The 17984-nt window shown below is 65.1% G+C and carries 16 protein-coding genes; 9 read left to right on the top strand and 7 right to left on the bottom strand.

Going from position 1 to position 17984, the window contains the following annotated elements:
- The first annotated feature begins 152 nt into the window (after positions 1–152).
- From EN852_RS20355 to otsB, 4 genes are all read left to right on the top strand, one after another.
- Entirely contained in the window at positions 153–1211 is a 1059-nt protein-coding gene (locus EN852_RS20355; protein WP_127876785.1) for a glycosyltransferase family 4 protein, read from the top strand.
- Positions 1212–1364: 153 nt separating this feature from the next.
- Positions 1365–3527, top strand: a complete 2163-nt coding sequence (locus EN852_RS20360) for an amylo-alpha-1,6-glucosidase (protein WP_127876642.1) — start codon at positions 1365–1367, stop codon at positions 3525–3527.
- A 148-nt stretch (positions 3528–3675) separates the two neighbouring features.
- Positions 3676–5469 (top strand): trehalose-6-phosphate synthase, encoded by a 1794-nt coding sequence (locus tag EN852_RS20365; protein ID WP_127876643.1) that lies wholly within the window; start codon positions 3676–3678, stop codon positions 5467–5469.
- Entirely contained in the window at positions 5466–6248 is a 783-nt protein-coding gene (gene otsB / locus EN852_RS20370; protein WP_127876644.1) for a trehalose-phosphatase, read from the top strand. Before EN852_RS20365 ends, otsB begins: the two co-directional genes overlap by 4 nt.
- Before the next feature lie 10 nt (positions 6249–6258).
- On the opposite strand, the gene EN852_RS20375 is transcribed toward otsB, so the two are convergent.
- Entirely contained in the window at positions 6259–7290 is a 1032-nt protein-coding gene (locus EN852_RS20375) for a hydroxyacid dehydrogenase (protein WP_127876645.1), read from the bottom strand.
- A 147-nt stretch (positions 7291–7437) separates the two neighbouring features.
- Here EN852_RS20375 and EN852_RS20380 point away from each other — a divergent pair, with 147 nt between their 5' ends.
- From EN852_RS20380 to EN852_RS20400, 5 genes are all read left to right on the top strand, one after another.
- A complete protein-coding gene (locus EN852_RS20380; protein WP_127876646.1) occupies positions 7438–8499 on the top strand; it encodes a LacI family DNA-binding transcriptional regulator in 1062 nt (353 codons plus the stop codon).
- Between the two features lie 76 nt (positions 8500–8575).
- A complete protein-coding gene (locus EN852_RS20385; protein ID WP_246694336.1) occupies positions 8576–9565 on the top strand; it encodes a substrate-binding domain-containing protein in 990 nt (329 codons plus the stop codon).
- Positions 9566–9632: 67 nt separating this feature from the next.
- Positions 9633–10625 carry an ABC transporter permease gene (locus EN852_RS20390; protein ID WP_127876647.1) on the top strand — a complete coding sequence of 331 codons (993 nt, stop codon included), beginning with the start codon at positions 9633–9635 and terminating at the stop codon, positions 10623–10625.
- The gene (locus tag EN852_RS20395) at positions 10622–11398 is read left to right on the top strand and encodes an ATP-binding cassette domain-containing protein (protein ID WP_127876648.1); all 777 of its coding nucleotides are present in this window, start codon (positions 10622–10624) and stop codon (positions 11396–11398) included. The genes EN852_RS20390 and EN852_RS20395 overlap by 4 nt, the downstream gene beginning before the upstream one ends.
- A 1-nt stretch (position 11399) precedes the next feature.
- On the top strand, positions 11400–12254 hold the full coding sequence (locus EN852_RS20400) for a sugar phosphate isomerase/epimerase family protein (RefSeq protein ID WP_127876649.1): 855 nt from the start codon (positions 11400–11402) through the stop codon (positions 12252–12254).
- 46 nt (positions 12255–12300) lie between these two features.
- Here the strand turns inward: EN852_RS20400 and EN852_RS20405 are convergent, their stop codons facing one another.
- The 6 genes from EN852_RS20405 to EN852_RS20430 are packed head-to-tail and all read right to left on the bottom strand — an operon-like array spanning position 12301 to position 17978.
- The gene (locus EN852_RS20405; protein ID WP_127876650.1) at positions 12301–13746 is read right to left on the bottom strand and encodes an aldehyde dehydrogenase; all 1446 of its coding nucleotides are present in this window, start codon (positions 13744–13746) and stop codon (positions 12301–12303) included.
- 36 nt (positions 13747–13782) lie between these two features.
- Positions 13783–14568, bottom strand: coding sequence for a coniferyl-alcohol dehydrogenase (locus EN852_RS20410; protein ID WP_127876787.1), 786 nt, complete (start codon positions 14566–14568; stop codon positions 13783–13785).
- A 2-nt stretch (positions 14569–14570) separates the two neighbouring features.
- Positions 14571–15632 (bottom strand): branched-chain amino acid ABC transporter permease, encoded by a 1062-nt coding sequence (locus EN852_RS20415; protein ID WP_127876651.1) that lies wholly within the window; start codon positions 15630–15632, stop codon positions 14571–14573.
- Positions 15629–16525 (bottom strand): branched-chain amino acid ABC transporter permease, encoded by an 897-nt coding sequence (locus EN852_RS20420; RefSeq protein WP_127876652.1) that lies wholly within the window; start codon positions 16523–16525, stop codon positions 15629–15631. The genes EN852_RS20415 and EN852_RS20420 overlap by 4 nt, the downstream gene beginning before the upstream one ends.
- Positions 16522–17250 carry an ABC transporter ATP-binding protein gene (locus tag EN852_RS20425; RefSeq protein WP_127876653.1) on the bottom strand — a complete coding sequence of 243 codons (729 nt, stop codon included), beginning with the start codon at positions 17248–17250 and terminating at the stop codon, positions 16522–16524. Before EN852_RS20425 ends, EN852_RS20420 begins: the two co-directional genes overlap by 4 nt.
- Complete coding sequence (locus EN852_RS20430) at positions 17247–17978, bottom strand: ABC transporter ATP-binding protein (RefSeq protein WP_127876789.1); 732 nt, start codon at positions 17976–17978, stop codon at positions 17247–17249. The genes EN852_RS20425 and EN852_RS20430 overlap by 4 nt, the downstream gene beginning before the upstream one ends.
- Positions 17979–17984: the final 6 nt, after the last annotated feature.

The raw sequence follows: 17984 nt of genomic DNA on the forward strand, positions 1-17984 counted from the left end.
GGCTGCATTTTAGGAAATACAGGTCGCCCGGCGCGATCACCTGGGCGAAGCGCGGTGCGGCAAAATCGGCGGCCAACGGCACCTCGACCAATTGGGCAGGAACGATCTGGCGGCTGACGCATTTTGCTTCGCGTCAACAGCTGAGGGACCCGATGCGCATTGCCCATGTTGCGCCGCTCTATGAATCGGTGCCGCCGAAATTCTATGGCGGGACCGAGCGGATCGTCTTCTACATCACCGAAGCGCTGGTCGAGCTCGGCCACGATGTGACGCTGTTCGCGAGTGGCGACAGCGAGACGTCGGCCAGGCTGGTGTCCGCGCGTGACCAAGCCATACGCCTCGACCCGCGGCCGAAGAAATCGGAGATCGCCGCGCATCTCGCCATGCTCGCCGATGTGCGAGCGCGCGCCCAAGAGTTCGACATTATCCATTTTCATCTCAGCCACTTCCTGCATTTTCCTTTCTTCGAAGAGATCGCAGGGCGGACGGTGACGACGCCGCATGGCCGGCTCGACTATGTGGATCTGGCGCCGGCCTACAAACGCTTCCCGCGTTTTCCGATGATCTCGATCTCGCACAGCCAGAAGCGCGGCCTGCCGGACGCGAACTGGCTCGCCACGATCCATCACGGATTGCCGCTCGACGCCTACCAGCCGACTTATGAGCCGCGGGCGGAAAAACCATATCTCGCCTTCCTCGGACGCCTGTCGCGCGACAAGCGGCCGGACCGAGCCATCGAGATCGCGCGACGGTCTGGGTTGACGCTGAAGCTGGCGGCCAAGATCGGCGACGACGACCGCGCCTATTTCCGCGACAACATCGAGGCGCTCATCGACGGCGACCGCATCGACTATGTTGGCGAGATCACTGAGGACGAGAAGGCCGAATTCCTCGGCAATGCGGCGGGCCTTTTGTTCCCCATCGACTGGCCGGAGCCGTTCGGCCTTGTCGCGATCGAGGCCATGGCCTGCGGCACGCCGGTGATCGCCTGGGACCAGGGCGCCTTGCCGGAGATCGTCGACGATGGCGTCACCGGCTTCGTCGTGGACAGTGTTGACGCTGCGGTCGCGTCGATGCCGGCGCTTCTCGATCTCGACCGGCGGCGGGTGAGGACGATGTTCGAGAAAAGGTTCTCGGCGGCAAGAATGGCAAGCGACTATGTTGCTGCCTATATGCGTCTGACCGGCATGCCGGAGGCGAAAGCCTCCTGACCTTCACTGCCTAGAGCCGGATGATTTCAGCTCTGTTCGGCCTGAAATCTGAATCCGGCTCTAAATCAAAGAGACAGAGCATAATGTCGTCCGAAAACCGCTTCACACTTTTCGGCATCATGCTCTAGGGCGGGGCAAACGAAGAGGTGACGAATGATGGAGCTCGACGAGCGCAAGCTCGATCCTGCCGTAGCCCTTTCTTCACTCGACGAAACGGCGCCGCGCGAACCGCACCGGCTTTTTGCCCTCAAGCAGGGCGACTGCTTCGCCGTCGCCGACGCTTATGGCGACATCAGGGGAGCGGGCGACGGCTTCTTCCGCGACGACACGCGCGTGCTGTCCGAATTCCGGCTGACCATCGGCGGTAGGCAGATGTCGCTGCTCGGCGCTTCGCTCAGCCAGGACAATGTGCTGTTCACGTCGAACCTCACCAACCTGCCGATCCAAAGCGCGGCCGGCCGCGATATCCCGCAGGGCGCGATCCATATCGAACGCGTGAGGCTGATCTGGCAGGATAGGCTGTTCGAGCGCATCACGCTTTCCAACTACAGCCGCGAGCATTCGACGATCACCGCCTCGCTGCATTTCGCCGCCGATTTTCGCGACATGTTCGAAGTGCGCGGCTCGACTAGGGTGAAGCGCGGCACGACGCATGTCGCCAAGACCGACAAGACCTCGGTGCTGCTCGGCTATGATGGCCTCGACGGCCTGCCGCGGCTTTCCGCAATCTCCTTTTCGCAGGCGCCAGACCAATTGAGCGACAATCGCGCCGATTTTCTCATCGCGGTGACCAAGCGCAGCCAGAAAGTGCTCTATGTCGAAGTCGGTCCCGAGGTCGCCGATGCGCCCGACCGCGACCGCTTCCGCGCGGCTGCGGCACGCGCACGCTTCGGCATGCGCGCCAAGCGCAGGCATGGCGCCACGGTGCACAGTTCGGGCCGCGTCTTCAACGATTGGGTCGAGCGGGCTCGCGCCGACGTGGCACTGCTCACCACCGAGCTTTCGACAGGACCTTATCCCTATGCCGGCATCCCGTGGTTCTCGACGGCGTTCGGCCGCGACGGGGTGATCTCCAGCCTGCAGATGCTTTGGCTCAATCCGGGCCTGGCGCGCGGCGTGCTGGCATTTCTGGCCGAGCACCAGGCGACCGAAACGTCGCCCTTTTCGGATTCCCAGCCGGGCAAGATCATGCATGAGACGCGCAAGGGCGAGATGGCGGCGCTGCGTGAGCTTCCGTTCGGGCGCTACTATGGCGGTGTCGACACCACGCCGCTTTATATTCATCTGGCTTCCGCCTATGCCGACCGCACCGGCGACATGGCCTTCATCGACAAGCTTTGGCCTTCGCTCAAGGCCGCCGCCGAATGGACCGAGGAGGCGAGCCGCGCCACCGGCTTCGTCACCTATCAGCGCGCCGCCGAGTCCGGTCTCGCCAACCAGGGCTGGAAGGACAGTTTCGATTCGGTGTTCCACGCCGACGGCCGCATTCCAAAAGGGCCGATCGCGCTGGTCGAGGTGCAGGGCTATGTCTATGCCGCCTTTCGGGGCCTGGCGGCGCTGGCGCGCCGCCGCGGCGAATTCGCCGACGCCGAGCACTGGGAGAACCGCGCCGAGGAAATGCGGGTCGCCGTGGAACGCGATTTCTGGCTCGACGACATGAATTTCTACGCCCTGGCCATCGATGGCGAAGGCCAGCCCTGCAAGGTCCGGACGTCGAATGCCGGGCATCTGCTTTTCGTCGGGCTGCCGCAGCCGGAGCGCGCCAGGCTGGTCGCCGACCAGTTGCTGTCGGCGTCCTTCCATTCAGGCTGGGGGCTGAGGACGCTTGCCGACGACGCCGTGTTCTTCAATCCGATGTCCTACCACAACGGCTCGATCTGGCCGCATGACACAGCACTTTGCGGCGTCGGCCTGGCGCGTTACGGCGAGCGTGACAGCGTCGTGCGGCTGATGAGCGGCACGTTCGAGTCGGCCGTGCATTTCAACATGCGGTTGCCGGAACTGTTCTGCGGCTTCGCCCGGGCTCCGGGCGAGGCGCCCATCGCCTATCCCGTAGCCTGCCTGCCACAGGCCTGGTCGGCCGGTTCCACCTTCATGCTGATGCAGGCGTGCCTTGGGCTCGAAATCGACGGCTGGGAGGGCGAATTGCATGTCACGCGGCCAAGGCTGCCGATCGGTATCGACACGCTCACGCTCCGGCACCTGACGGTCGGAGACAAAGCGGTCGATCTCACCTTCCAACGGATCGGCGACCGCGTTGCTGCCTTCTTGCCCGACAGGCATGAAGGCCAGGTGCCGCTGATCGTGCGCACGTAAACAAAGCGCCGCAACCCCGCGTCCAACAATCGAAAAGTGTCGGAACTGATCGCTGGTTCGCGCGTTGCAGACCTAAGCCGGTCTGCCCGTCCGCGGCCGGCACGAACGAAAACAATGAACGGACGGCCGGAGGCAACCTGGCATTTCAATGACACAATACGGCGTCGACCTGCTACTGGTCCTTATTCTCGCAAGCCTCGGACTGTCCGCACTAGCGATTTTCATTTCGATATCCCGGTACCGTCGCAATCATCCAAGAGCGTTGGCTGTGCCGACTTCCGGCGACGACTCCGCCACCGAAGCCGCGCGCAAAGTGCTGCGCGAATTCGAGAAGAACGGGCAGTCGGTGGACGCGGCGCTGGTTAGCTGGTCGCCCGATACCCTGCGCAAGATCCTTGCCGAGGACCTGCCGGATGCGCAGGTCATCGTGGTCTCCAATCGCGAGCCCTATATCCACAACGAAACCAAGGACGGCGAGGTCGAGCTCGTTGTGCCGGCGAGTGGACTGGTCTCGGCGCTCGAGCCGATCACGCGCGCCTGTGGCGGCACCTGGATCGCCTATGGCGGCGGCAGCGCCGACCGGACGATGGTCGACGAACATGACCGCGTGCAGGTGCCGCCTGGCCATCCCTCCTACACGCTGCGGCGGGTCTGGCTGAGCGACGACGAATATCAGGGCTACTATCTTGGCTTTGCCAATGAAGGCCTGTGGCCGCTCTGCCATATCGCCTTCACGCGGCCGATTTTTCGCGAGTCGGACTGGGAAGCCTATGAAGCCGTCAACCGCAAGTTTGCCGACACGGTGGTTGCCGAGGCGCGCAACGAGCGACCGATCGTGCTGGTCCAGGACTATCACTTCGCGCTTCTGCCACGCATGATCCGCGAGCGTCTGCCCGATGCGATCGTGATCACCTTCTGGCATATTCCCTGGCCGAATTCTGAAGTGTTCAGCATATGCCCGTGGCGCGAGCGCATCCTGGATGGTCTGCTCGGCAGCTCGATCGTGGGCTTCCATACCCAATATCACGCCAACAACTTCACCGAGAGCGTCGACCGTTTCATGGAAAGCCGCATAGAGCGCGCCGATGCCGCCATTTCCTATGGCGGCCAAGTGACGCTGGTGCATTCCTATCCGATTTCGATCGAATGGCCGGACGATCTCCTGAAAGCCCTGCCCAACGTCGAGGAATGCCGGCTGCGCGTGCGCAAGCGCCACAGGATTGCAGTCGGCGCCAAGCTGTGCGTCGGCGTCGAGCGTCTCGACTATACTAAGGGCATCCTCGACCGCTTCCGTGCATTAGAGGAGCTGTTCATTCGTCATCCTGAAATGGTGGGTAAAGTCGTGTTCCTGCAGGTCGCGGCGCCGAGCCGGGGTACGTTGCCGGCCTACAAACAGCTGCACGAGGAATGTCTGCGCTGTGCCGACGAACTCAACCAGCGTTACGGCAGCGAATCCTACCGGCCGGTCGTCATGGTGGCCGAGCATCATTCGCAAGCGGCAGTCTATGAACTCTATCGCGCCGCTGACATCTGTCTGGTCACCAGCCTGCATGACGGCATGAACCTGGTCGCGAAGGAGTTCGTCGCGTCGCGGGACGACGAGCAGGGCGTTCTTTTGCTCAGCACCTTCGCTGGCGCCTCGCGCGAGCTGCTGGAGGCGCTGATCGTCAATCCTTACGACGCGGCGATGATGAGCGAAGCGATGCTGCAGGCGCTGACCATGGGGCCGGACGAACAGCGTGAGCGCATGCGGCGCATGCGCGAGATCGTGCGCGACAATAATGTCTATCGCTGGGCCGGCAGCATGCTGCTCGACGCAGCGCGGCTGAGGAAGCGCGGCGACCTGGATCGAGTCACGGCCTTATACGAACGGCCGGCAGGCCCGACCGGCGACAATGTCGTTTCCATGTTCGAACGCAAACAGGCAGTGGGATTTAGATGAACATCCAGACAGACCTCACCCCGCCGCTTCCCGCGGGACGGTGGGCGCTTTTCCTCGACATCGACGGCACTTTGCTGGAGCACGCGGAACACCCCGACGCCGTCTCGGTCAGCGAGGAGTTGCGTGATCTCCTGCAGACAATCGAGCGGCGGTTGGACGGTGCGCTCGCCTTCATCACCGGCCGCTCGATCGCGGCCGTCGACCATCTGTTCGCCCCCTTGAAACTCCGGATTGCCGGCCTCTACGGGCTGGAGCACAGGCTTCTCCCGGACGGACCGATCGAGGCCGCGGACGAACCGGCGGATATGGCTGCCCTCGCCGATGAGATTGAACTCGAGCTGGCAAGCCAGGCCGTCTATGTCGAACGTAAGGGGCCGGTGCTCGCCATCCACACGAGAGCCGCGCCGCAGCTTCTGGCACGGGCGACGGAGCTGGTCGAGGCAGCGCTTGAGCGCCTGCCCAAGGGCTACCGCGTGATCGCCGGCAATGCCGGCGTCGAGCTGATGCCGCTCGAAGCCGCCAAGGGCGCCGCGATCCGGCGCTTCATGCAGCTCGATCCTTTCACCGGCAGACGCCCGGTGTTTCTCGGCGACGATACGTCCGACGAGAACGGCTTCGAGACTGTCAATGCCGCGGGCGGGATCTCGATTCGCGTCAAGCCGCAGGGCGAGACGGCTGCCCGCTTCGCGATCGAGGATGTCGCCAGCGCGATCGCTTGGCTCGAAGCCAATTTCGGAGACTCGGCAAGCCATACTGCCAGAGACGACCTTGTCGCCTGACGCAGCAGCCTTAGTTCCTGTCGACGGGTTTCGAGCGCATGCGCGAGACCGTCTCGCGTTCAGCGCGTTTGGAGCGCAGCGGCGGCAGGCCGCGGTCGATGAGGTCCATATCCTCCAGCACCATGTCGCCCATGCGCTTGAAGGCGATGTCGAGGGCGCCGGCGCGATGCGCCGAGCGTAGGAAGCCGGGGAGGTCGCGGACAGGATGGTCCTTGGCCAGCGGCTCTTCCGGAAAGACGTCGCTTGCGGCGACGATGTGGCCGCTCCTCACCGCTTGCATCAACGCGTCGAAATCGACGACGCCGGCGCGGCTGAGCAGGATGAAGGCGGCGCCCTTGCGCATTTTGGCAAAAGAGTCCGCGCCGAGGAAACCCTGGTTCTCGCTGGTGACGGAAGCGACGACGAAGACGAAATCGCTTTGCGACAGCACCTCGTCCAGCGAGGCCGGCTCGACGCCGTTGTCGATGAGGATCGATGGCGGCAGCCACGGGTCATAGACCTTCGTGCGGGTGCGGAAGCCGGTCAACAGGCGGTTGAGCGCGCGGCCGAGGTCGCCGAAGCCGATGATGCCGACATCGGCGCCGGAGAGCAGCCGCGCCGTCTGGTTGCCATCGCCGCCCCACAATTCCTTGCCCTGGCGGAACGCGAGGTCGGCGTCGACGATGTTGCGGGCCAAATTGAGCGCCATGGCAAGACCGAGCTCGGCCACCGGTTCGGCAAAGACCAGGCCGGTGGTGACGACATGGATGCCGCGGGCAAACAGCGTCTCATAAGGCATGTTGTTGATGAGGTTGGTCTCGACATTGAAGATGCAGCGCAGCGCCGTCATTTTTTGCAGCGTTTCCGAGGCGATGGGCGGCTGGCCAACGATATAGCGCGCTTCGGCCAGCGCATCCGCCGGCAACTTTGCGACGCCTTCTGGCGTTGTCTCGACGATGCGATATTTTTTGCGAAATAGCGCCAGCTGCGGCGGCGTGAAGATCAGGTCCAGCGTACGCGGTTCGGGCGCGCTGATAACCAGCGGCAACGTCTTGTCGGACATGTTTTCCTCCCGGGACGCGATTGGATCGCGCCAATCACATCTTTCCAGTCTTACTCCCGGTGAAACGATTTACAAGAACGAAAAATCGATTTATCGATTGGAGTAGCGAGGCAGTAAAACCAGCTGCCTGCCCTCGGGAGGAGGTCAATGGCGCAACACGAGGCCAAGCAGCGGCGCGCGTCGATCCACGACGTGGCAAGCCATGCCGGCGTGTCCGCGGCCACCGTTTCCAAGGTGCTGGCCGGCGTCACCACGGTGAAGCCTGAAAACGCGCAACGCGTCTTCGATGCTGTCGAGCGCCTGGGCTATCGCGTCGACCCCCTTGCTTCCGACATGCGTCGAGCCAAGCGCCGCATCATCGGCGCCATCATGCCGGAATTCGAAAGCGAGTTCTTCGGCCAGATGGTCACCGAGCTGGAGGGCCTTGCCGAGCAGCGCGGCTACACGCTGGTCGCGGCGTCGAGCCGTGAATCGGAAGCGCGCGAAAAGGAGATCCTGGCCCGCATGCATGACTGGCGTGTTGCCGGCGTGGTGCTGGCGCCGGTGCGCAATGAGCACGGGCCGGCGGCTGCCTTCATGAAAGCCAACGGCATGACCGGCGTGCTGATCGACCGCGTCTTGTCCGACGACGCTTTCGATACCGTTTCGGCCGACAGCGCCGCCGCCAGCGCCGAAGTTGCGCGGATGCTGGTCGGCAAGGGCCACAGCCATATCCTGGTCATCGGCCTTGCCGAGCAGGCGGCGACGGTGCGCGCGCGCCTGGAGGGCTTTCGCTCCCAGGCACTGGCGCTCAATCCGGCGATCCGCATCGACGTCATCACGTCGGAGGTGAGCGTCGAGCCACTCAGGTCCTCACTGCGCGACTATTTCGGGCAAGGCGAGCGGCCGACCGCCGTCTATTCGCTGCTCTTGAAGGGCACGCTCGTCGCGCTGTCGGAATTCCGTCGCCGCGGCTGGCACTGCCCGGACGATATCTCGCTGGTCGGCTTCGACGACGCCGAATGGATGCAGGTGACATGGCCGGCGATCGCCGCCGTGGTGCAGCCGGTGCACCGGATCGCCAGCGAGGCGATGAACGTTTTGTTTCGCAGGGTCGAGGGCGCCGTGGGACCACCCACGGCACGGCTCGAGCCCTGCCAGGTGTTGGAGCGGGAATCCGTTGGCTCGCCAGGCAACGGCCCGTATTCCGGGGGAGGAGACCGACAATAGCCCCCATTGTCGACAACGGAAGGACCGCCGGCCTGGCCAAAGGCGTCCGGCACCCCAGATCAGAAGGAGGACTGGAATGACATCGCTTACCCTGAAGATAAATCGATTTACCCTTGCATTGGGCGTGGCTCTGGCGTTTTCGGCCATCGGTGTCGCCAAGGCCGAGGATGGCGAATATGGCGTGCTGATGAAGACGCTGGCCAATCCATTCTGGGGCGCGATGGCGCAGGGCGTCGCGGACGGCGCCAAGGAAGCCGGGGTGAAGTATTTCCAGCAGGCGGCCGAGAGCGACCAGGCGGCCGAGCCGCAGCTCAACCTTTGCAACACGATGCTGGAGCGCAAGCCGGTGGCGATGATCACCGCCGCCATCAACTCGACCAATCTTCTGCCCTGCCTGAAGTCGGCGCAGGACGCCGGCATCAAGATCGTCGACCTCGACAACAATCTCGACCAGGCGGTCCTCGACAAGGAAGGCGTCAAGGTGACCTTCCATATCGGCTCCGACAACATCGCCGCCGGCGCGCAGGGCGCGGAGTACCTGGCCAACAAGCTCGGCAAGGACGCCAAGGGTCCGGTGCTTGTGATCGAGGGCCTCTCCGGCAACATCACCGGCGAGAAGCGCGCCAAGGGCTTTGCCGACAAGCTGAAGGAACTGGCGCCCGGGCTGGAGATCGTCGCCTCGCTGCCGGGCGACTGGGATCGCGGCAAGGCCGCCTCGATCGCCACCGACACGCTGACGGCACATCCCGACCTCGTCGCCATCTTCTGCGCCAATGACGGCATGGCGCTGGGCGCCGTAGAAGCGGTCTATGCGGCCGGCAAGGGCCAGCAGGTGACGATCATCGGCGTCGACGGCAATGTCGATGCCGTGAAGTCGATCAAGGAAGGCCGGCTCAACGCTTCCGTCGCGCAGCTTCCTTATCTCGTCGGCAAGCAGGCGGTCGAGAACGTCAAGAAGGCGCTCGCCGGCGAGAAGGTCGAGGAAAGCATCGCCGTGCCGACCCTGGTGCTGACCAAGGACGTGATCGACGCCGGCAAGGAGCCGATGCTGCAGTATGTGAAATAGTCCTCCCGGACAGGCTGGCGCGGGTCTACCCTGCGCCAGCCAACTTTTTTGCGAACAGCGAGGCAAGATGGCTTCCGAAACGACGCAGCCCGGTTTCTGGGCTCGGGTGCAGCGCGCATCCGTCGAAAGGCTCCACATCAGGCTGGAGTCGCTGGTGGTGCTTCTGGCGTTGGGCACGGCGATGGCGCTCTTGTCGCCCTATTTCCTGTCGCTCAGCAATTTCCTCAACATCTTGCTCGCGACCTCGACGATCGGCGTGCTGGCGATCGCCGCCACCTTCGTCATCGGCTCGGGCGGGCTCGACCTGTCGCTCGGCTCAGTGATGGGGCTTGCCGGCGTCGCGGGCGCCTTCGTCGCCGTCAATCTCGGCTGGCCCTCGGTGCTCGCCGTGATCGCCTGCATCCTGGCCGGCGCGATCGCCGGCTACATCAACGGGCAACTGGTCACCCGCGCCTTCGTGCCGGCCTTCATCGTCACGCTCGGCATGCTGGGCCTGGCGCGCGGGTTGGCGCTGGTCATCTCGCAGGGCAGGGCGATTTACGGCCTGCCGCCCGAGATCGTCTATATCGGCCAGGGGCGGCCGTTCGGCATCCCGATGCCGGTGATCATCTTCGTGCTGACGGCGATCGTCGCGCATGCGGTGCTTGCCTATACGCGCTTCGGCCGCCACACGCTGGCGCTGGGCGACAGCGAAGGCGCGGCGCGCGCAGCCGGCATCCGCGTCGAGCATCACCGCCGCATCATCTACACGCTGTCCGGCGCGCTCGCCGGGCTCGCGGGCCTGCTCTTCACCGCCCGCGTCAATGCGGGTGACCCGACCGCCGGCATCAATTACGAGCTCACCGCCATCACGGCGGCGATCATCGGCGGCACCAATCTGTTCGGCGGCCGCGCCTCGATCCTCGGCACGATGATCGGCGCGCTGATCATGGGCGTGTTGCAGAACGGGCTGACGCTGCTCGCGGTGCAATCCTACTACCAGCAGATGGCGATCGGCGCGGTGCTGATCCTCGCCGTGTTCATCGACCAGTACCAGGTGCGGAAGGAGTCACGCGTATGACCCTGCTTTCGCTTCACGGCATTCGCAAAAGTTTTGGCGCGGTCGACGTTTTGCATGGCGTCGACCTCTCGGTCGCGGCCGGCGAGGTGGTCGGGCTGGTCGGCGACAACGGCGCCGGCAAGTCGACGCTGATGAAAACCATCACGGGCATTTACCGCGCCGACTCCGGCTCGATCGAATTCAACGGCAAGGACGTTCTTGCCCTCGATCCTGGACAGCGCCGCCAACTCGGCATCGAGATGATCTACCAGGATCTTTCGCTGGCCAAGCAGCAGGACGTGGCGTCGAACATCTTCCTCGGACGCGAACCGACGAAGCGGCTGTTCGGCCTGTTCCCCGGCTTCGTCGACAAAAGCGAGATGGATCGCCAGGCGTCGAAGATGATCGAGCGGCTGGGCGCGCATCTGCCGTCGATAAACCGGTCCGTCGGTTCCTTCTCGGGCGGCCAGCAGCAGACGGTGGCGATCGCGCGGGCGCTCACCTTCAACCCGAAGCTCGTCATCATGGATGAGCCGACCGCGGCCCTTGCGGTGCGCGAGGTGCAGAGCGTGCTCGACCTCATCCGGCGGCTCAAGTCGGAAGGCATCGCCGTCATCCTGATCTCGCACCGGCTGAACGACGTGCTGTCGGTCACTGACCGCATCGTCGTGCTGCGCCATGGGCGGGCGGATGCCGATCTCGTCACCGCCAGGACCAATATGAACGAAGTCGTCAGCCGCATCGTCGGCGGCGGCGACATTGCCGCCGCGGCGGCGCATGAGCAACGAGGCTGATATGAATACCTTCGGACTGCACACTTTCGCGATCGCGCCGGTCTGGGACCTTGCCCGCATCGAGCCGCAGATGGACCGGCTGAAGGAGCTCGGCATCGGGCTGATGGAGATCCCGCTGCTGAGGCCGGAGGAGATCGACACCAAGCGCACGCGCGGCTTCGCCAATCACTATGGCGTCGAGCTCATCCCGTCGCTTGGCCTGCCGCGCGCGCTCGATGTGGTCGAGCGGCCAGAAGAGGCGCTCGACTTCCTGCAGCCGGCCTTCAAAGTCTGCAATGAGGTCGGCGCCGAGGCGCTCGGCGGCGTCACCTACGGCACGATCGGCAAGACCACCGGACGGGCGCCGACGCAGCGCGAGATCGACGGCATGTGCCGCTTCCTCGAACGTGCAGCGAAGTCGGCGAAGTCGCGCAGCCTCAAGCTCGGCATCGAGCCCTGCAACCGTTATGAGACGCATCTGATCAACCGCGGCATCGACGCGGCGCGCATCATCGAGCGGGTCGGCGCCGACAACATCTTCATCCATCTCGACACCTACCACATGCATATCGAGGAAGAGAGCTTTGCCGCCGGCTTCGAGGCGGCAGCGCCCTATCTCGGCTATGTGCATGTGTCGGAAGCCAATCGCGGCGTGCCGGGGCGCGGCATGCTGAACTGGGCGGCCTGCATGAAGGCAATCGCCGACATCGGCTATAAGGGGGCGATCACGCTCGAAAGCATGAACCATGTCGATGTCGACATAGCCGGCGGGCTCGCCGTGTGGCGCCCGGTGGCGGAAGACCCCCGCGACGTCATCGAGGTCGGCCTGCCGTTCCTGCGCGAGGAAGCGAAGAAGGCCGGATTGACGCTGGGGTGAGGGCATCTTCCCTTCTCCCGCAAGGGGAGAAGGAAGAAGCTGCCGATCAGAACGGGTAGTGCTGGCCCGGGTCCTCGATCGTCACCCAGCGCAGGTCGGTGAACTCGGCGATCGAGGCCTTGCCGCCGAAACGGCCATAGCCCGAGCCTTTCACGCCGCCGAACGGCATCTGGGCCTCGTCGCCGACGGTCGGGCCGTTGATGTGGCAGATGCCGGCCTGAATGCGCGCGGCGACGGCCAGGGCACGGCGGATGTCGCGGCTGAAGACGGCGGACGACAGGCCGTATTCGGTGTCGTTGGCGACGCGCACGGCCTCATCCTCGCCTTTCACGCGAATGACCGGCTTCACCGGACCGAAGGACTCTTCCGAATAGACGCGCATGGCGGGCGTCACGTGATCGAGGAGCGTGGCTTCCACGACCGTGCCGGCGCGCTTGCCGCCGGCCACAAGCTTTGCGCCTTTTGCGGTCGCGTCGGCGATCAGCTCCTCCATCTTGTCGGCGGCCTGAGTGCTGATCAGCGAGCCCAGCACGACATGGCCGCGCGGATCGCCGGCCGGAAGTTTTGAGGCACGGGCGGCAAGCTTGGCGACGAACTCGTCGGCCACCTTCTCGTCAACGATAAGACGTTCGGTCGACATGCAGATCTGGCCCTGATGCATGAAGGCGCCGAAAACAGCGGCATTGACTGCCGCGTCGATGTCGGCGTCGTCCAGCACGACGAGCGGCGCCTTGCCGCCGAGCTCGAGCAGGGCCGGCTTGAGGTGCCGTCCGGAGAGCTCGGCGATGATGCGCCCGACCTTGGTCGAGCCGGTGAAGTTGACGCGCTTCACCGCCGGATGCGCGATCAGCGCCTCGACGATTGCCGCCGCGTCCTTTGGGTCGTTGGTGACGACATTGACGACGCCTTTGGGCAGGCCGGCCTCGACCAGCACCTGGCCGATCAGGCGATGCGTGCCCGGGCACATTTCCGACGCCTTCAGCACCACCGTGTTGCCGCAGGCGAGCGGCATGGCGAGCGCGCGCGTGCCGAGGATGACCGGCGCATTCCACGGCGCAATGCCGAGGCACACGCCGGCCGGCTGGCGGATCGCCATGGCCAGCGTGCCGGGCTTGTCGGAGGGGATGACCTCGCCGGAGATCTGCGTGGTCATCGCCGCCGCCTCGCGCAGCATGTTGGAGGCCAGCATGACGTTGAAGCCCGCCCAGGGGCCGGTGGCGCCGGTCTCTTCCATCATCAGCTTCGTGAACTCGCCAACCTTCGAAGCCATCACATCGGCCGCCTTCAAGAGCAGCGTCCGGCGTTCACCAGGCCCGGTCTTCGACCAGGCGTCGAAAGCAGCGGCCGCAGCATCGACTGCGGCATTGGCGTCGGCAATGCTTGCGGCAGCGGCGCGCGTCGCGAGCTTGCCGGTGAAGGGGTCCAGGCGTTCGTAGGAGGCCTTGCCGGTGGCCGCCCGCTCGTCGCCGTCGATCAGAAGTCCGATATCCATTGTTCTCTCCCTCGCTCCCGGTGGAGCGTTGCAAAATCAGAAGCCAAGCACTTCCGCGTTGATCGATGCCTCGAGGCCGCCATCGACGGGCACGTTGGCGCCATTGATCCAGCGCGCGCCATCCGAGCACAGGAACAGCACGACGGGCGCGATGTCGCCCGATGTGCCGGCGCGGCCGACCCGGGCGATGTCGCTGTCGACCTTCGCGTCGCCCAGCACGCTGCGGAACTGTTTGAGGATCGGCGTCTCCACCGGGCCCGGGCTCACCGCGTTGACGCGGATGCCGCGGCTCTTGAACAGCTCCTGATGCGCGGCGCGGAAGGTCCACAGGAGTAGGAGCTCCTTCGAGACGGGATAGCCTTCCTCGTTCTTCACCGCATGGTCGGCGATCACCTTGGCGACATCGGGAAAGCCCTCGACGCTCACCATAGAGGCGGCGCGGTTGAGGTTGGCGCGCCAGCCGAAGCCGGCAATCGAGGCGACGTTGACGACGGCGCCGCCCTCGCGAAGTTTTGGCGCCAGCGCTTCGGACAGCGCGCGCAGTCCATAAAAGTTGACGGCGAGCGTCGATGCCGCGCCGGTGTTGCCGGAGAGGCCGGCGACGTTGCACAGCGCATCGAGCCGCTGCGGCAGTTGCGCGACAAGATCGTCGACGCCGGCCTTGGACGAGATATCGGCCTTGACGAAGATGCCCTGATGATCGGCTGGCTCGCGCATGTCGACGCCGATCACATCGGCGCCAAGTTGGCCAGCGAGTTCCGCAGTGCGGGCGCCGATGCCCGAGGCGACGCCGGTGACGAGGATCGTCTTGCCGAACAGCATGCTCACGCTTTCTCCCGAGATGTTGTTATCTGTTCCGGCGAAGCGGTCACACCGGTCGTGTCGCTTGCGTTGACAGGAAGCCTGACGCGGTAGCCGACCGACAACAGGCGCCAGCCGAAGCGTTCTTCGAGCGTGCCCCACAGACCGCGCGGCAAGAGCAGCGAGAAGACCAGCGCCGTGGCACCGAGGCCGATCAGGTACCAGACGCCGGCGCCGCCGAACCAGGTCTCGATGAGAAAGAACAGCAGCGCGCCGAGGATGGCGCCCTCGAAGGTGCCGATGCCGCCGACCAGCACCATGAAGATCATGTAGGCGGTCCACTGCACGCTAAAATAGGTTTTCGGCTGGAAGGTGATCGCGGTCGCCAGCCACAGCGCGCCGGCGACGCCGATGCCGAAGGCGGCGAGCACGAAGAGCAGCCGCTTGGTGCCGGTGACGCGCACGCCGATGGAGGCTGCCGCGTCCTCATTGTCGCGGATGGCGCGGATGGCGGCGCCCGTGCTGCCGCGCAGCAGGCCGAACAGGACGGCGAGCAGCGCCGTCATCGAGGCCAGCGCCAGCCAGTAGATCGTAATGCGCCTTGTCGACGCGTCGTAGACGTTGAGCGAGATCAGCGAGGTGCCGGTCTCGCCCTGGATCAACCGGTCGAGATTGACGAGAAGGTGGGTGAGTGCCGCGATCACCCACATGCCGATGGCGAACTCGCCGTTCCTCAAGCGCAGCATGAACAGCGAGATCGGCCAGGACACGGTGCCGACGATGACCGCCGAAATGAACAGCGAGACGAACGGATTGAGCCCGGCATTGGCGAGGCGGATGGCGAAGTAGGCGCCGAGGCCGAAGAACACCTGCTGACCGACCGAGACGAGACCGCCGAAGCCGGCGAGCGCGTTCCACATCGCGGCGAGGATCACATAGATGAACAGCGCGGTCATGCGGTCGACCGCGCCGGCCGAGAGAAATTGCGGCGCGACGGCGAGCAGCACGGTGATGGCCAAGACGCCGACGCCAGCGATGCGGGACGCGGCGGTGCCACGTTCGATGACGGGGGAGGTGGCGCTCATGATGCCTTCCCCGTGGAGAGTCGGAGCAAACCACCCAAGCCAAGGCCGGAGGTGTAGAGCCGGATGAACAGCACGATCAGGAAAGCGACATGCCCGCCGATGAGAAAGCCCTGCGGGTGCACGGTCGCGCCGAGCGTTTGGGCGAGCGCAAGCACGATGCCGCCGATCAATGTGCCCCAGAGCGAGCCGGCGCCGCCGATGACGGCCGCCTCGAAGGCGAACAGAAGCTGCGTCGCGCCGGCATAGGGATCGAAGGTGGCGCGCATGCCGAGGAAGGCGCCGGCAAGGCCGACCGTGACCATGGCTATGGCCGCAGCTATCGCCATGGCGCGGCGCGCATCGACACCGACGAGACCGGCAGTGTCAGGATCTTCCGAGGTCGCGCGGATCGAGCGGCCGAGGCCGGTGCGGGTGAGAAAGAGCTGCAGCCCGCCGAGCAGGACGACGGCGGTGGCGAAGATGATCACCGCCAGCTTCCCGACATAGATGCTGCCCGGCCATTCCCAGGAAGCGTAGGACAGGCTGCCGATATAGGGCGCCAGCGAGCGTGTGTCGGCACCGAACTGCTCGAACAGCACGTTGTCGATGACGATGGCCAGACCGAAGGTGGTGAGGATCGGCAGCAGCGCGCCGCCCCGGGCGCTGCGCTCGAGCAGGAAGCGCTGCAGGGCCCAGCCGATCACAGCCATCAGCGGCAACACGATGGCGAGGCCGAGGAAAGGCGAGATGTGGAAGCGCGAGGCGAGCAGCCATAGCGCGAAGGCCGACAGCACGGCAAGGCTGCCATGCGCGAGGTTGATGATACGCATCACCGAGAACATGAAGGAGAGGCCGCAGGCGATCAGGGCGTAATAGCCGCCGAGCAGGATGCCCTGGATGATCTGGTTCATCATGCCGGCACGCCCCCGGCACTTTTGCGGTGCAGGCCGAAATAGGCTTTGGTCACCTCGTCGCGCGAGACGTTCTTGCTGTCGCCTGCAAGCGCGATGCGGCCCTCGAGCATGCAGATGACCTTGTTGGAGACCGAGAGCGCGCGGTTGAGGTCCTGCTCGACCAGAATGATCGTCGTGCCGGAGCTGATCAGACCCTGAAGGGAGGCATAGACGCGGTCGACGACCAGCGGCGACAGGCCAAGCGAGACTTCGTCGAGCAGCAGCAGGTCGGGATTGCTCATCAATGCGCGGCCGATTGCCGTCGCCTGCTGCTCGCCGCCGGAAAGATGTCCGGCCTTGGCGTGGCGGCGCGGCTTGAGGTTGGGGAAGGTTTCCAGCACGCGCTCGACGCTCCAGTCGCCGCGGCGGCCGGCGGTGCGGCCAAGCAGAAGATTTTCCTCGACAGTCATCTGCACGAATAGCCGACGGCCCTCTGGCACCAAGGCCACGCCTTTGCGGACGCGCTCATGCGAAGGCACGCCGGAAAGGTCGGCGCCGTCGAAGACCACGCGGCCGGAGACTGCCTGGTGCGCGCCGGCGATCGCCCTCAACAATGTCGTCTTGCCGGCGCCGTTGGCGCCGACCAGCGCCAGCGTCTCGCCGCGCTCGACGCTGAAGCTCACGCCGCGCACCGCCTGCAGCAAGCCATGCCGGACGACCAGATCCTCGACCGACAGCAGGCTCATTTCGGACCTCCGCCGAGATAGGCGCTGATCACCTGCGGGTCGGCCATCACCGCCTGCGGGTCGCCGTCGGCGATAATCTTGCCGGCGTCCATGCAGATCAGCCGTTCGGCCACCTGCAGAAGGATGTGGACGATGTGCTCGATCCAGACGATGCCGATCCTGCGGCGGCGCAATTCGCGGATGGTCTCGACCAGCTCGCCGGCCTCGCCGTCGGTCAGGCCGCCGCCGATCTCGTCGAGCAGAAGCAGCGTCGGCTTTGCCGCCAGCGCGCGCGCCAGCTCCAGCCGCTTGCGGTCGAGCAAGCCAAGCGTCTCGGCGCGCCGGTTGGCGACGCCTAGCATGCCGCAGAGCTTCAGCGAGCCGAGCGCCTCCTCATAGGCCTCATCGCGACCGAGGCCGGCGCCATGCGAGGCGGCGACGAAGACATTCTCGAAGGCGGTCATGCCGCCGAAGGGTCTTGGCACCTGGTGCGTGCGGACGAGGCCCAGCCGGCAGCGCTGCGTCGCCGGCAGCGCCGTCACGTCATCGCCCTTGAAGGCAATCGTTCCAGCGCTTGGTGGATAGGCGCCGGAAAGCACGCTGAGCAGCGTCGTCTTGCCGGCGCCGTTCGGGCCGACGATGCCCACCGCCTCTTCGGCGCCCATGGCGAAGTCGATGTCGTCAAGCACCACAAGCGCTCCGAAGCGCTTGTGGATGCCGGCGGCACTGAGGATCGCACCGTTGGGCATGGCGTT

This window comes from Mesorhizobium sp. M2E.F.Ca.ET.209.01.1.1 (assembly GCF_004010375.2).
In the GTDB taxonomy this organism is placed as follows: domain Bacteria; phylum Pseudomonadota; class Alphaproteobacteria; order Rhizobiales; family Rhizobiaceae; genus Mesorhizobium.

Coding starts and splice junctions, on each gene's coding strand:
- EN852_RS20385 (WP_246694336.1), top strand. CDS start 8,576: ATGACATCGCTTACCCTGAAGATAAATCGATTTACCCTTGCATTGGGC.
- EN852_RS20425 (WP_127876653.1), bottom strand. CDS start 17,250: ATGAGCCTGCTGTCGGTCGAGGATCTGGTCGTCCGGCATGGCTTGCTG.
- EN852_RS20380 (WP_127876646.1), top strand. CDS start 7,438: ATGGCGCAACACGAGGCCAAGCAGCGGCGCGCGTCGATCCACGACGTG.
- EN852_RS20410 (WP_127876787.1), bottom strand. CDS start 14,568: ATGCTGTTCGGCAAGACGATCCTCGTCACCGGCGTCGCCTCGGGCATC.
- EN852_RS20390 (WP_127876647.1), top strand. CDS start 9,633: ATGGCTTCCGAAACGACGCAGCCCGGTTTCTGGGCTCGGGTGCAGCGC.
- EN852_RS20405 (WP_127876650.1), bottom strand. CDS start 13,746: ATGGATATCGGACTTCTGATCGACGGCGACGAGCGGGCGGCCACCGGC.
- EN852_RS20420 (WP_127876652.1), bottom strand. CDS start 16,525: ATGATGAACCAGATCATCCAGGGCATCCTGCTCGGCGGCTATTACGCC.
- EN852_RS20430 (WP_127876789.1), bottom strand. CDS start 17,978: ATGCCCAACGGTGCGATCCTCAGTGCCGCCGGCATCCACAAGCGCTTC.
- EN852_RS20415 (WP_127876651.1), bottom strand. CDS start 15,632: ATGAGCGCCACCTCCCCCGTCATCGAACGTGGCACCGCCGCGTCCCGC.
- EN852_RS20395 (WP_127876648.1), top strand. CDS start 10,622: ATGACCCTGCTTTCGCTTCACGGCATTCGCAAAAGTTTTGGCGCGGTC.
- otsB (WP_127876644.1), top strand. CDS start 5,466: ATGAACATCCAGACAGACCTCACCCCGCCGCTTCCCGCGGGACGGTGG.
- EN852_RS20365 (WP_127876643.1), top strand. CDS start 3,676: ATGACACAATACGGCGTCGACCTGCTACTGGTCCTTATTCTCGCAAGC.
- EN852_RS20355 (WP_127876785.1), top strand. CDS start 153: ATGCGCATTGCCCATGTTGCGCCGCTCTATGAATCGGTGCCGCCGAAA.
- EN852_RS20360 (WP_127876642.1), top strand. CDS start 1,365: ATGATGGAGCTCGACGAGCGCAAGCTCGATCCTGCCGTAGCCCTTTCT.
- EN852_RS20375 (WP_127876645.1), bottom strand. CDS start 7,290: ATGTCCGACAAGACGTTGCCGCTGGTTATCAGCGCGCCCGAACCGCGT.
- EN852_RS20400 (WP_127876649.1), top strand. CDS start 11,400: ATGAATACCTTCGGACTGCACACTTTCGCGATCGCGCCGGTCTGGGAC.